The organism is Candidatus Pelagadaptatus aseana, assembly GCF_040362265.1.
In the GTDB taxonomy this organism is placed as follows: domain Bacteria; phylum Pseudomonadota; class Gammaproteobacteria; order Pseudomonadales; family Cellvibrionaceae; genus Pelagadaptatus; species Pelagadaptatus aseana.
Genome location: NZ_BAABNJ010000004.1, coordinates 335,253 through 348,990 on the forward strand (window position 1 = coordinate 335,253; position 13,738 = coordinate 348,990).

The 13,738-nt window shown below is 49.1% G+C and carries 12 protein-coding genes; 8 read left to right on the forward strand and 4 right to left on the reverse strand.

Features of this window, described 5'->3' with window-relative positions:
- The first annotated feature begins 24 nt into the window (after positions 1 to 24).
- The 7 genes from ACPXV9_RS08140 (at position 25) to ACPXV9_RS08170 (ending at position 7,785) form a co-directional block, all read left to right on the forward strand.
- Entirely contained in the window at positions 25 to 909 is an 885-nt protein-coding gene (locus ACPXV9_RS08140; RefSeq protein ID WP_423895952.1) for an NAD(+) kinase, read from the forward strand.
- Positions 910 to 921: 12 nt separating this feature from the next.
- The gene (locus ACPXV9_RS08145) at positions 922 to 1,914 is read left to right on the forward strand and encodes a metallophosphoesterase (protein ID WP_423895953.1); all 993 of its coding nucleotides are present in this window, start codon (positions 922 to 924) and stop codon (positions 1,912 to 1,914) included.
- A gap of 30 nt (positions 1,915 to 1,944) precedes the next feature.
- Positions 1,945 to 2,844: a rhomboid family intramembrane serine protease gene (locus tag ACPXV9_RS08150; protein ID WP_423895954.1), complete on the forward strand. Its 900-nt coding sequence runs from the start codon at positions 1,945 to 1,947 to the stop codon at positions 2,842 to 2,844.
- Between the two features lie 2 nt (positions 2,845 to 2,846).
- The gene (locus ACPXV9_RS08155) at positions 2,847 to 3,113 is read left to right on the forward strand and encodes a YeaC family protein (RefSeq protein WP_423895955.1); all 267 of its coding nucleotides are present in this window, start codon (positions 2,847 to 2,849) and stop codon (positions 3,111 to 3,113) included.
- Between the two features lie 13 nt (positions 3,114 to 3,126).
- Positions 3,127 to 3,978, forward strand: coding sequence for a DUF2797 domain-containing protein (locus ACPXV9_RS08160; protein ID WP_423895956.1), 852 nt, complete (start codon positions 3,127 to 3,129; stop codon positions 3,976 to 3,978).
- 48 nt (positions 3,979 to 4,026) lie between these two features.
- On the forward strand, positions 4,027 to 6,696 hold the full coding sequence (pepN, locus tag ACPXV9_RS08165) for an aminopeptidase N (protein WP_423895957.1): 2,670 nt from the start codon (positions 4,027 to 4,029) through the stop codon (positions 6,694 to 6,696).
- Positions 6,697 to 6,957: 261 nt separating this feature from the next.
- Positions 6,958 to 7,785, forward strand: coding sequence for an MBL fold metallo-hydrolase (locus ACPXV9_RS08170; RefSeq protein ID WP_423895958.1), 828 nt, complete (start codon positions 6,958 to 6,960; stop codon positions 7,783 to 7,785).
- On the opposite strand, the gene ACPXV9_RS08175 is transcribed toward ACPXV9_RS08170, so the two are convergent.
- The 4 genes from ACPXV9_RS08175 to ACPXV9_RS08190 all read right to left on the reverse strand — a co-directional run bounded on the left by ACPXV9_RS08175 (position 7,778) and on the right by ACPXV9_RS08190 (position 12,545).
- A complete protein-coding gene (locus ACPXV9_RS08175) occupies positions 7,778 to 8,392 on the reverse strand; it encodes a DUF488 family protein (protein ID WP_423895959.1) in 615 nt (204 codons plus the stop codon). The two genes, ACPXV9_RS08170 and ACPXV9_RS08175, sit on opposite strands and share 8 nt — an antisense overlap.
- A gap of 30 nt (positions 8,393 to 8,422) precedes the next feature.
- Positions 8,423 to 10,204, reverse strand: coding sequence for an ATP-binding protein (locus ACPXV9_RS08180; protein ID WP_423895960.1), 1,782 nt, complete (start codon positions 10,202 to 10,204; stop codon positions 8,423 to 8,425).
- Positions 10,205 to 10,297: 93 nt separating this feature from the next.
- Positions 10,298 to 10,852: a hypothetical protein gene (locus ACPXV9_RS08185; RefSeq protein WP_423895961.1), complete on the reverse strand. Its 555-nt coding sequence runs from the start codon at positions 10,850 to 10,852 to the stop codon at positions 10,298 to 10,300.
- A gap of 97 nt (positions 10,853 to 10,949) precedes the next feature.
- Complete coding sequence (locus tag ACPXV9_RS08190) at positions 10,950 to 12,545, reverse strand: isocitrate lyase (RefSeq protein ID WP_423895962.1); 1,596 nt, start codon at positions 12,543 to 12,545, stop codon at positions 10,950 to 10,952.
- A 147-nt stretch (positions 12,546 to 12,692) separates the two neighbouring features.
- Here ACPXV9_RS08190 and ACPXV9_RS08195 point away from each other — a divergent pair, with 147 nt between their 5' ends.
- Positions 12,693 to 13,643 carry a LysR family transcriptional regulator gene (locus ACPXV9_RS08195; protein ID WP_423895963.1) on the forward strand — a complete coding sequence of 317 codons (951 nt, stop codon included), beginning with the start codon at positions 12,693 to 12,695 and terminating at the stop codon, positions 13,641 to 13,643.
- Positions 13,644 to 13,738: the final 95 nt, after the last annotated feature.

The following is a 13,738-nucleotide window of genomic DNA, read 5'->3' on the forward strand; positions in this document are numbered from 1 at the left end:
TTTATTTATTTAAGATACCTGTCTATGTCCGAGTTTAAAATCATTGGTTTGGTAGGGCGTCAGGGTAGCAGCGAACAAGCGCTCTACAGCCTGAAACGTCTGATCCGCTATCTTCAGGGGGCAGGTGTCGAAGTGATCCTTGAAGATGGCACCGCAGAGAGTCTTCCGGGGCATACCCTCAGAGTCTGCAGCAATGAGGAATTGGGTAAATCCTGTGATCTGGTGATTGTCGTTGGTGGTGATGGCAGCCTGTTGGGGGCGGCCAGATCTCTGGCCAAATACAATGTACCGCTACTGGGGGTTAACCGTGGCCGCCTGGGATTTCTGACCGACATTAAACCCGACGACATTGAAAGCAAGGTCGAAGAGGTTTTACAGGGTAAGTACATGATGGAGTCCCGCTTTCTGCTGGAAACCTCCGTGATGCGCAAAACCGCTTTGCTCGGTGGTGGGGATGCCCTGAATGATGTGGTAATCCACCCGGGTAAGTTTGTCCGCATGATCGAATTTGAGCTCTACATTGATGGCCAGTTTGTCTACAGTCAGCGCTCGGATGGCTTGATTATTTCTACCCCGACTGGGTCAACCGCCTATGCTCTCAGCGGTGGTGGACCCATTATGCATCCGAAATTGGATGCAATCGTTATCGTGCCCATGCACCCGCACACACTCAGCAGCAGACCGATCGTGATTGATGGCAGCAGTGAAATACGCATCATTGTGGGCGAACATAATGTGGCCTATCCCCATGTGACATTTGATGGTCAAACTCACGTGGTTACCAATCCCGGCGACGAAATCTACATACACAAGAAGCCACATAAACTGAATCTGATTCATCCGCTGAATCACAACTTCTACGAAACCTGTCGCACCAAGCTGGGGTGGGGCAGTCATTTGGGTGACTGACGGAGTCGAGCGGTGAATAATTCAGAGGGCAACACAGGGTTCGATATTTTTGGTGACATCCACGGTTGTCACGATGCTCTGGTTCGCCTGCTGCAACGCCTGGGTTATCGTGAACAGCAGGGGGCCTACGCTCATCCGCAAAGGATAGCCATTTTCCTTGGTGACCTGATTGACCGCGGCCCGAAAATCAGGGAAACCCTGCACCTGGTCAGAGCCATGGAGCAAGCTGGCCACGCCAGAGTGATCGTGGGTAATCATGAGTTCAATGCCATCTGGATGAAGCAGGAGCTGGATAAGTATCTGCGCAGTGGTGATCAGGATGCGCTGCACCCTCGTATGTACAAATTAATGCAGGCTACGCTTGAGCAATTTCGGGATTACCCGGATGAGTGGCAGGAGTTCACGCAATGGTTTGAGGGCTTGGCTTTATTTTGGGAAGGTGAGGGATTCCGTGCGGTTCATGCCTGTTGGGATGCGGAATTGATTGAACAGTATCAACAGCGCTACCACACCAGTTATCTTACCGAGGAGTTTCTGGCTGCCGCCAGGCAACGCGACAGTCTGGAGCACCAGGTGGTGGACCGCCTCACCAGAGGAACCAGTATGCCGTTACCAGAGGGGCTTAAGGTAAAAAGTAAAGACGGTTTTATCAGGCGTTTTTTTCGTACCAAATTCTGGTCAGAGAGCCCGAAAACCTATGGCGATGTCGTGTTTCAGCCCGATCCACTGCCTTATGATCTGGCTGAGCATCCCATCGCGGTGGATGAAAAATCGAGTCTGGTTCATTACGACCCCAACGATCCTCCCGTGTTTTTTGGCCACTACTGGCTTAAAGGACGCCCCAAACCGCTGCTCCACAACATTGCCTGTCTTGATTACAGTGCGGTGAATTTTGGTCGGTTGACCGCTTATTGTTTTGATGGCGAAACCAGCCTCAAGGAAGACAATTTCAAATGGGTCTATGTCGACCCGCAGAACAATGAGGCAGAGCTCCTTGATTTATAAATTGGTTGGCTGTGGACAGGTAAAACTATTTTGAGTTGGTTTCGGGTTAAAAGCTTTCCCTTGTCAAAGGATCTCTCCGGCCTGCTGGTACATCTGCAACGCCATGGAGTGATGTGTCGGGTTACGGAAGAAAAAGGCAATCAGTGTCTCTGGGTCGCTCAGCAAGAGCAGGTTGAAGCTGTCAGTCAGTGGCTGGCAAAGGTTGAGCAAGCAGGTATCGATGACCTGCATTACACCACCGATTTTCAGCAGGAGCAGGTTGAAGTCTCCAATTTCTTTTCGCGTCTCGGTCTCAAACTTTTATCTGGCATCAGCCATTACCCGGTGACTTTATTGACCATTTTTTTGGGAATTTGCGGGTTTTTGCTGGTTGAATTTGACCGTGAGTATCGTGCGATAGGCTGGTTTACCATGCAGCCAATTCTACTGGAAGGCGGCCGAGCTTACTGGGGAACCCTGCAGGACACCCTGGATCGCGCCGAGTACTGGCGTTTGATTACGCCAATTTTTTTGCATTTCGGTGTGCTTCATGCGGCCTTTAATAGTTTGTGGGTTTGGGAGTTTGGTCGCCGGATTGAGCGGTTTCGTAGCCCTGTGACATTGATGAGCGTGGTGCTGATTACCGGAATCTTCAGCAATCTTGGTCAGTATTACTGGTCTGGTCCTTCGCTGTTCGGCGGTCTGTCAGGGGTGTTATACGGTTTGATGGGCTTTATCTGGGTTATCCAGATGCGCAATCCCAATTCACCGATGCGATTGCCCCCGGGCATCATTGGATTTCTGTTGGTGTGGCTGGTCATTGGTTTAACCGGCGCTATCAATCTGTTTATCGATGGCAGTATTGCCAATGCGGCTCATACTGTCGGTTTGTTGTCAGGCATGCTGTTGGGGCTGTTTTGGCAGGATCGTGACATTAAAAAGTTGGACTAGTTATGGACATCAAACAATTGCTGGAGTCGATTACTCCGGACATCTATGAAAACCTGAAAACGGCCATTGAGCTGGGCAAATGGGCTGACGGGCGCAAGCTCGATCAGGAGCAAAAAGAGCTGTGTATGCAAGCTGTAATTGCTTATGAACAAATGCATGTGCCCGCTGAAGAGCGCACCGGATATATACCCCCGAAATCCCATAGCCATTGTGGCGGGGAAGGGGATGTGGCCGAGCCTGAAGGCGAGAAGCCTTTGAAATGGCAATAACGGCGGGTATTCCATGGAGACAAACCGTTATTCTGGCCATTTGCGTAAAATGGCCACAGAGCACACCTGTCAGGGTGATAGCCACAACGTCCAATATCAGCTGGTTCTCGATGAGCAATTGATTGGCTTAAACCAATATATTGGCAGCCAATTATCGATCCATTATGACAATCTGATTCACTGCATTCATTGTGGACGTAAAAGTAATAAGAGCTTCAGTCAGGGTTATTGTTACCCCTGTTTCAAGAAACTGGCTCAGTGTGACAGTTGCATTATGAGTCCGGAAAAGTGCCATTATGATGCGGGTACCTGCCGTGAACCGGAATGGGCTGACGAGTTTTGCATGACCGATCACATTGTCTATCTCGCCAACTCTTCAGGTATCAAGGTGGGCATTACCCGCTTGAATCAGGTGCCCACCCGCTGGATGGACCAGGGGGCAAAACAGGCCCTGCCAATATTCCGGGTTGCCACCCGTCAGTTATCCGGTTTCGTTGAAGACGCTTTCAGGGAGTACGTAGGTGATCGCACCAACTGGCGCGCCCTGTTGAAGGGTGACGCTGACGACGTTGATCTGGCTGCGTTGCGAGATGAGCTGTTTGAGAAGACTCGCAGCGCCATCAGTAGTTTGCAAAGCGAACATGGAGTGCAGGCGATTCAGCCAATTACCGATGGCGAGGTATATGAATTCAGTTATCCGGTTGCGACCTATCCGGACAAGATCAAATCACACAATCTTGATAAAACCCCACAAGTCAGTGGTTTGTTGCAAGGTATCAAGGGGCAGTATCTGATTCTGGATACCGGTGTGATCAACCTTCGTAAATTTACCGGCTATCAGGTCGATATAGCCATTACCCCATAACGATTTTTTTGGGCAGTAACCTTTTTTTGAGAACAAGTCATGCAGGCAATGAAAGACGCACAACCACAAGCTATCTATTTGGCCGATTATCAGGTGCCGGATTTTTTAATTGATAAGACAGAACTGCTGTTTCAATTAGATCCGGAACAAACCCGGGTTGCCACCACTCTGCGGATGCGGCGTAACCCAAAATCCGAGGCGTCGGATGCTCCGTTGATATTGAATGGGCAAGACATGTTACTTGAGCAGGTGACGCTCAACGGTCGCGTTCTGTCCGGCGACGAATACAGTGCCGATGATCAATACCTGACCATTCATCAGCCTGGGGATGACTTTGTTCTTGAAACGGTTGTTGTTATCAATCCTGCGGCAAACACCTCATTGGAAGGTCTGTATAAATCACGCACGATGTTTTGTACCCAATGCGAGGCCGAGGGTTTTCGGAAAATCACTTATTATTTGGACAGGCCCGATGTTCTGAGTGAGTTTGTTACTCGCATAGAAGCAGATAAATCGGAATTCCCCGTGTTGTTATCCAATGGTAACCGCATTGACGCTGGTGAACTGGAACAGGGCAGACACTTCGCTGTATGGCACGATCCATTCCGTAAACCAGCTTACCTGTTTGCGTTGGTAGCTGGCACTCTTTCCGTGGTGGAAGATACTTTTACCACATGCAGTGGGCGGCAAGTCGACTTAAAAATCTTCGTCGAAGAAAAGGATCTGGATAAATGTGACCACGCCATGATGTCACTCAAAAACTCCATGCGCTGGGATGAAGAGGTGTATGGCCGGGAGTACGACCTGGATATCTTTATGATCGTTGCCGTAGACGATTTCAATATGGGCGCGATGGAGAATAAGGGGCTCAATATCTTTAATACCTCCTGTGTGCTGGCCAAACCGGAAACCACAACAGATGCCGGCTTTCAGCGGGTTGAGGGTGTGGTGGCGCACGAATATTTTCATAACTGGTCGGGTAATCGGGTTACTTGCCGTGATTGGTTCCAGCTGAGTTTGAAAGAAGGTTTTACGGTATTCCGCGATGCCGAGTTTTCTGCGGATATGAACTCGGCAACGGTAAAGCGAGTTGAAGACGTCAGCTTGTTGCGCACCATGCAGTTTGCCGAGGATGGTGGTCCCATGGCGCACCCGGTAAGACCACCGTCATTTATCGAAATTTCCAACTTTTATACCCTGACGATTTATGAGAAGGGTGCTGAAGTGGTAAGAATGATTCACACCCTGCTGGGCCAGAAGACGTTCAGAAAGGGCAGTGATCTTTATTTTGACAGACACGATGGTGAAGCGGCTACTATTGAAGATTTCGTTGCCGCCATGGAGCAGGCGTCCGGCCGTGACCTGACACAGTTTAAGCTCTGGTACTCGCAGGCGGGGACCCCCGAGTTACATGTCAGCGACAGCTATGATGAGGCTGCGCAACAGTATCGACTGGTTATCGAACAGCGTTGCCCGGACACACCTGAGGCATCTGCTGAAGAGAAATTACCCATGCACATCCCTGTTGCCATTGGTCTGTTAGGGGATGCTGGAAACTTGGCGATTCACCTGCAGGGGGCGTTACCGGATACGGAGACCCCAGATAATACTCATAGAGTATTGGAGCTGACTGAAGCCCGTCAGGAGTTTGTTTTTAATCAGTTGCCCGAGAAACCGGTACCTGCGCTATTGCGCGGTTTTTCCGCGCCTGTAAAACTGCATTACGATTACAGTCGTGATGAATTGATGCGGTTGATGAGCGCCGAAGACGATGGCTTCTGTCGTTGGGATGCGGCACAGCAGTTGGCCGTAGAAGTCATTTACGATGCTATGCAGGCCTGGCGTGACCATCAGGAGTTTGTTGTGGATGCGCGCCTTGTTCAGGCTTATCGCTCGGTATTGAGTGATAAGAGTTTGGACAAAGCCATGGTGTCTCTGATGCTGCAATTACCTTCTGAAGCCTATCTCAGTGAACTGGCCGATAGTATTGATGTTGAGGCCATTCACTTTGGGCGCCGGGAAGTACGGCGTCAAATTGCTGAGGCGCTCAAGTTTGAATTGTCGGAAGCCTATGCAGAGAATAATCCGGAGACTGTTTACAAGGCCAGTGCCGAACAAATCGCCCAGCGCAGCCTGAAAAACGTCTGCCTTTCCTATCTGTTATTGCTCGATGAATCCATTGGTATCAATTTAGCGCAACAGCAGTTTTCTCAAGCCAATAATATGACCGATACCATAGCTGCATTGCATGGTCTTCTCGGCGCCGATCCACACAAGGCTCAAGATCTTGCGGATCAGGCATTGGCCAATTTTTATCAGCGTTGGCAGCAGGAAGCATTGGTGGTCAATCAGTGGTTAATGGCTCAGGCAATCTGTAGCTTGCCCGATGGTGTGGCGAGAGTAGAAAAATTGATGAGTCATGAAGCTTTCGATCTTAAAAATCCCAACAAGGTTCGCTCCTTGATCGGTGCTTTTTGTAATAACAATGCCATCAATTTTCACATTGAGTCCGGTGAGGGCTACCGTTTTCTTGCCGATCAGATCATCACCCTGAATAAGCTCAACCCGCAAATTGCCGCAAGACTTGTGACACCTTTGACCAAGTGGCGCAAATACGATGCGGCAAGGCAGCAATTGATGAAAAATGAACTTGAGCGGATCAGGTCCACGGAAGAGCTGTCCAAGGATGTGTTTGAGGTGGTGACAAAAAGTCTTTAATTCTCACTAACAGATGGCTGTTTATTTCTTGGCCGGTCCATTCAAAGTGCCGCAATCACTGGGGTTGCGGCACTTATCCACACTTTGTTGCACCAGTTGTTAAAAGTTTCTGTTAATAACCTTTTTTATCTTCCCGGCCGACTCAAGAAGAGAGTTATTAATTGGTTGAGATTGACGCCAATCTGCGGGGTTTTTGTTGTTAATCAAACGCAGTTGCATTATCACTTATTACCATAAGCTTTTTTCTGTGGCGGTGAGAATATGGTTTTCGGTTCAAAGGCCATCGTTTTATACGATGATGGTGTGCACAAGTGTTTGATGTTCAGTGATTTGGTCAAGGGTTCTGGTATCCAGGCCAATCAGTTTTTGATTATCGATGGCTCACACGAAGCAGTGATCGATCCAGGTGGAGATCTCACTTACGCTCCTTTGAGTATTGAAGTTGGCAAGTATACGGATCTTAAGTCTCTGGATTATATCCTCGCGTCACATCAGGACCCGGATATCATTTCATCACTGGGCCGATGGATGTTGCAGACCGATGCCAAGGTGGTTTGTTCAAAACTCTGGGCCCGTTTTTTACCTCATCTTGCGCCCAATTACATGCAGGAACAAAACGGCGAATCATTTATGCAGCGATTGATTCCTCTGCCTGATAAAGGTGGATTTATCTCGCTGGGTGAGAGTACCGTTTACGCCATTCCCGCGCATTTTCTCCATTCCGTAGGTAACTTCCAATTCTTTGATCAGAAAAGTGGCATTCTCTTTTCCGGTGATATGGGGGCTTCGATTTGTGATGACGATCTGGCTGCTCCCGTTGAAGATTTTGAGGCGCACATTCCTTTAATGAAAGGCTTTCACCAGCGCTATATGTGCTCACAAAAAGCCTGTGCACTTTGGGCCAACATGGTCCGGGCTATGAACGTCAAAAAAATTGTGCCTCAACATGGTCGCTATTTTGAAGGCGCGGAAATTGAGAAGTTTCTCAATTGGATATCCGGTCTGGATTGCGGTGTGGATCTGATTACTCAGGCCGACTACAAATTTGAAGAGATCAAAGAAGCCAAGGCCGGGCTGGCGGCTATTTAAGTCGCTGTTGAGCGTGGATGCTGTTTGCATCAGGTTTGATATAGGACGTTTTTTTTAGTTGCTGCTGATAGGCCTGAAATCTTAGTTCCGATTCCGGAGTAAACAAATCCTGTTCGAGACCGTGCAGGGTTTTTAATCTCGTTTCCAGTGCTTCCTGGGTTTCCAGGTCGCCATTGTGGGTTATGTGTTGCAACTCTTCATTAAAGAGACGCTTAGCGGCATAGCCAATCAGCAAACTGCGGTGACAGGTCGCAGGGTCCTTTTCAGCACACATTAATGCCATGGTGAACCCTTTTTCCTGCCCTTGCCTGAGGCGTTCCAAACCCTCCATAAAATGATCTGATTGCATCAGTCGATCAAATTGCACCTGATTACAGTCATCGTAGTGGGCAGGGTCTTTGGAGCGTGGGCCGAGTTCTTCACCGAGATAAACATAGCGAATACCGGCCTCGTGCAAGCTGCGTTTAATGGCATCCTGATGGTAATCGTAAAATCGTTTGCTGAAGGGAACTGAGCGAACGTCACACACCGCCGTGATTTGGTATTTGTTTAGTTGAGCAATAAAATCCGGCAGTGGTTTGGTGGCATAGCCGATGGTGTAAATCATGCGGAGTAGAGTAGGCCAGAAATATCAATATTACGGGTTCAGAAACGTGACTAATGTACTGATCAACTGCTCGTATTCAACAGGTTTGGGGATGTGGTCGTTAAACCCGGCATCAAGATAGGATTGGATATCACTCTGCATAACGTTTGCGGTAAGGGCAATGATGGGCAGGGCCTTTTTGGAGTGAGTGCTACGAATTCTCCGGGTGCTCTCCACGCCATCCATAATGGGCATGTTGATGTCCATCAGAATCAGGTCATAATCTTTGCTTAAGGTTTTATCCAGCGCCTGTTGCCCGTCTTCCGCAACGTCAATTTCTATGTCGTTTACTTCCAGCAGGTCTTCTATGATCATGCGGTTGATGGCCATATCTTCTACCAGCAAGATGGACTTGCCAGGAAAATTGATGGATTCGTAGTCGATATCTGCTGCAGCTTCAGCCTCTGGCAATACTTCTGAAGTGGTTTCTTGCTGTACTTTTACTGGAATATCAAACTGAAACTCTGAACCTTGCCCGGGGATGCTGTTGACGTAAAGGTCGCCGTTCAGCAGTTCAATGATGTGTCGGGTAATGGTCAGGCCGAGGCCGGTGCCACCGAATTTTCGGGTTGTTGAAACATCTTCCTGTGCGAAAGGCTCAAAAATTTCGTCGAGCTTCTCCTGCTTGATGCCTACACCGGTGTCTGTGACGGACACTTTCAGCTTAAACTCATCACTGCCTGTGAACTCACCAGTGACATACACACTCACCTGTCCCTGTTTGGTGAATTTCATGGCGTTGGAGCAGAGGTTGAGCAAAACCTGATTGAGTCGTACCGGATCGGTTATCAGGATGGTCGGAATTCTGGAGTCTATGTTGCAGCTAAAACTCACCTCGGTTTTATCCGTATCAAGACCAAATATGGATTCCAGTCCCTTGATGGTATCCACAATGGAAAAGGGGATTTCCTCCAGTTGCAGCTGGCCTGACTCGATTTTGGATAAATCGAGAATGTCATTAATAATCACCAGCAGACTTTTGGCGGATTGAGAAATACCATCAACGTGGCGTTTTTGTTCTGGATTCAAATCCGTGCGCAAACACAGTTGAGACATGCCTATGATACCGTTCATGGGCGTACGTATTTCGTGAGACATATTGGCCAGAAAGTTGGATTTCGCCCGATTGGCAATTTCAGCGTCGCGACGGGAGTCTTCAAGCTCCTGATTCTTGGCCAATATGTCCTGTGTCCGTTCAGCAATACGTTCTTCCTGGCTGGCAATCAATTCAATCAGAAAACTGTTGAAGCGACCGAGAAGTACCAGCAAAGAGATTGAGATCATTGAAATGGTGGTTAAGAAATTAACCCAGGCAGAGGTGCTGTCAACATAGGCGGCAGGTTCTACAGTGTAAATCATATCGCCATTGACTGAGCGCCACATGCCATAGCAAATGGACAGCAAGGCCAGCAGAAATACCACACCACCTTGTTTGACACCAAAGATGATGGTGGTAATGACAATGGCGCCAAGATAGAACGCCTGTGCGGTGCTCATAATGCCAAATTTGAGAACGCCACCCAGGCCAACCAAAAACATGGAAAAGACGATGTAACCGCCTCTAACCGGTAATGGCAGTTGGTTGCGAAACAGTAAGACCAGCCACATCATGGCTGAGCCAATAATGTGAATCAACATGGTGGGCTGAAACCCGAACTCCGGGATTCGCATCAATGATCCGGAAAGCCCCGGCAGTGACATAACGGCCAATATGGCCAGAATCACATTGATCAGGCGACTTTTGATTTCCTGAATATGGCTCGCATTATCCACGATAGCGGTTTGTCCGTTTTTATTTTTATGTCAGCCAGATCAGTATAGCGGAGGATTAATCTGATGATTATTCCTCCGTTGTGACAGGTCTGGTTAGACCACGCTTACGTAGTCAGCAGCAATGTCTTTGTCGTAGTAGGCCATGCCCAGCTGATTGAGGTAATCCATGCGATCGGCTTTCATTAGGTCGATGCTGGGAGCCTCAAGTCCGGCTTTTTCAAACAGGCTGGCAACATAGGCCAGATAGGCTTCGCCTTCTTTAACCATCAGCAGGCCTGCTGCGCCCACATCAGGTCTTACCTGATTGTTCAATTCTTCAGGCAGGGTGATTGCCAATACGGCCGGCTCTTCATCGGCTTCAAAACGCACCTTGCGATTGCGCACGGCCAGCTCTGCCCAATAGTAGGCCAGCTCTTTACTCTGGGTTAAAAAAACCGGCTCAAAGGATTCGGAATAGCTGTTGCCAATGGTGGCCATGGTTTGCTTGGCGGCCTGCTTCATGGCTTTGTCGCCAGAGCGCTTAAGGCCATCTTGCTGGATGGAGGCGAGCAGGCCGGAAGAGGTGCCGTGATACCAGGTGTTGCTGATGGCGAAACCGTCTTTTGATAACAGTTCTTTTGAATCTTGAAGATTAGCAGGGGTCGTCATTTTCTAACCTTAGTATTGTCTTGCGTGTTACGGGAAGTCTAACAAAAAAGGCGACCCGAAGGTCGCCTTTTTAAGCACTTGCTTAACTAATTCAAACTTAGCTGAACTGGTTAGAAGTGTTTTTAGCACCACCGGCTTTCAGAGCGTTCTCACCAGCGTAGTACTCTTTGTGGTCGTCGCCCAGATCGGAACCAGCCATGTTCTGGTGCTTAACGCAAGCGATGCCTTGACGGATCTCTTTACGCTGTACGCCAGCAACGTAGCCCAGCATGCCTTGCTCACCGAAGTACTCTTTCGCCAGGTTGTCAACAGACAGGGCGGTAGTGTGGTAAGTAGGCAGAGTGATCAGGTGGTGGAACACGTTCGCTTCGCGAGAAGTGTCAGCCTGGAAGGTCTTAACACGCTCATCAGCAACAGCAGACAGCTCGGAGTCATCGTACTCAGCGCTCATCAGGTTGTCACGATCGTAAGCAGAAACGTCTTTACCTTCAGCAACCCACGCATCGTAAGTTTGCTGACGGAAGTTCAGAGTCCAGTTGAAAGAAGGAGAGTTGTTGTAAACCAGCTTCGCATCTGGGTGAACTTTACGAACTTCGTCCATCATGCCCTTAATTTCGTGCACGGTAGGAACAGCAGTTTCGATCCACAGCAGGTCAGCACCAGCATTGATAGCTTCGATACAATCGAATACGCAACGCTCGTGGCCAGTGCCAGGACGGAATTGGTATAGACCGGAAGGCAGACGCTTAGGACGAACCAGCTTGCCGTCGCGGTTGAATACAACATCGCCTTGCTTCATGTCAGCAACGTCGATTTCTTCAACGTCCAGGTAAGAGTTGTAAACGTCACCCTGGTCGCCTGGCTCTTTAACCACAGCGATTTCTTTGGTCAGGCCAGCACCTTCAGAGTCGGTACGAGCAACGATCAGACCGTCGTCTACACCCAGCTCCAGGAAGGCGTAACGCAGAGCGCGCAGCTTGGCGTGGAAGTCGTTGTGAGGAACAGTTACTTTACCGTCCTGGTGACCACATTGCTTCTCGTCAGCAACCTGGTTTTCGATCTGCAGACAGCAAGCGCCGGCTTCGATCATTTGCTTAGCCATCAGGTAAGTCGCTTCGGCGTTACCGAAACCAGCATCGATGTCAGCAACGATAGGTACAACGTGAGTTTCGTGGTTGTCGATATGAGACTGGATTTCAGCTTCTTTAGCAGAGTCACCAGCTTCACGCGCTTTATCCAGCTCACGGAACAGGCCACCCAGCTCACGAGCGTCAGCTTGACGCAGGAAGGTGTACAGTTCTTCAACCAGACCGGCTACAGCAGTTTTCTCGTGCATGGACTGGTCAGGCAGAGGACCGAAGTCAGAACGCAGAGCAGCAACCATCCAGCCAGACAGGTACAAGTAGCGACGCTCGGTAGTACCGAAGTGCTTCTTGATGGAGATCAGCTTTTGCTGACCAACAAAACCGTGCCAGCAGCCCAGAGACTGGGTGTACTTGGTTTTGTCTTTGTCGAACTCAGCCATGTCGCGACGCATGATGCCAGCGGTGTACTTGGCGATGTCCAGGCCAGTTTTGAATTTGTTCTGTGCACGCATGCGAGCAGCAGATTCTGGGTTGATAGCGTCCCAAGGGCTGCCAGCGGCTTCTTTCAGAGCGGCTACAGCTTGGATATCGGCGTTCAGAGTAGACATAAAATCAGTCCTTCCTAACAAATGTGTGTTTAGTATCCGGTGGTTCCACGCGGGATGGAGGTGCGCTTCCCCACCTGAGCGAGACAAAGTCTAGTTTTTGTGACAGAATTTAGCTAATTTATAGTTTCTATATTCGGTATTTTTAATATGAATATTGCTCGAGTCGATCTTAACCTCTTGGTTTATCTGGATATTTTGCTGCGTGAGCGCAATGTCACCAAGGCAGCCAACCAGCTGGGGATCAGCCAGCCGGCCATGAGTAATGGCCTTAAAAGGTTAAGAGATCTGTTTGATGATCCGCTTCTTATAAGAACCAGTGAGGGTATGACGCCCACCGAGCGTGCCAAGGAGCTTGAGCCTCTGGTGCGTAAGGTTCTGACCGAGATAGAACATGCGGTCCAACCTCGAAGCAGTTTCGACCCGGAAAAAAGTAACCGTGTATTCCGTATCATGGCCAGCGATTATGCCGAGTCGACATTGATCCCTTCAGTACTCACCGAGTTGCGCAGAATGGCTCCGGGCATTTCGCTGGATATTATGACGCCCAGTGACGTCAGCTTTCTGGATGTGGAGCAGGGCAAAGTGGATATGGTCATCAACCGGTTTGATTCCATGCCGCAATCGTTTCACCAGAAAACCCTCTGGTACGACAACTTCAGTTGTCTGTTAAGTAAGAGCAATCCCATTTCAAAGGACTTTAACCTCGACAGTTATCTGGGAGCCCAACACGTATGGGTGAGCAAGACAGGTATGGGGGTTGGTGTGGGCATCAATCCGGCGGATGTGCAGCGTTTGGGCTGGGTTGATGAGGCTTTGAAACGTCTGGGCAAAAAACGTGATATTTCGGTATTTACTCGCCATTATCAGGCAGCAGCCTTGCTGGCTGAGCAGGAGAGCCTGATTGTCACGGTTCCGAGTCGACTGGCGACACTGCAAGCGGCTAATCCCAATATTCTGTTGTTGCCACCGCCGTTTGAAATTCCAAAATTTGAGTTGAAAATGGCATGGAGTCCTCTGTTGCAAAATAATCCGGCGCATCGCTGGTTGCGCAAACTAATGGCAACTGTGGCGGAAAGGCTTTCTGAGCAGGCTAATTAAAAGAGGGCAGGTAATCTGGTATTGCCTGCCTGTTTTTTGATCTAAATCCAATCTGTGAATGACGATAATAAAAACAATAAATTCGCTAAATTATA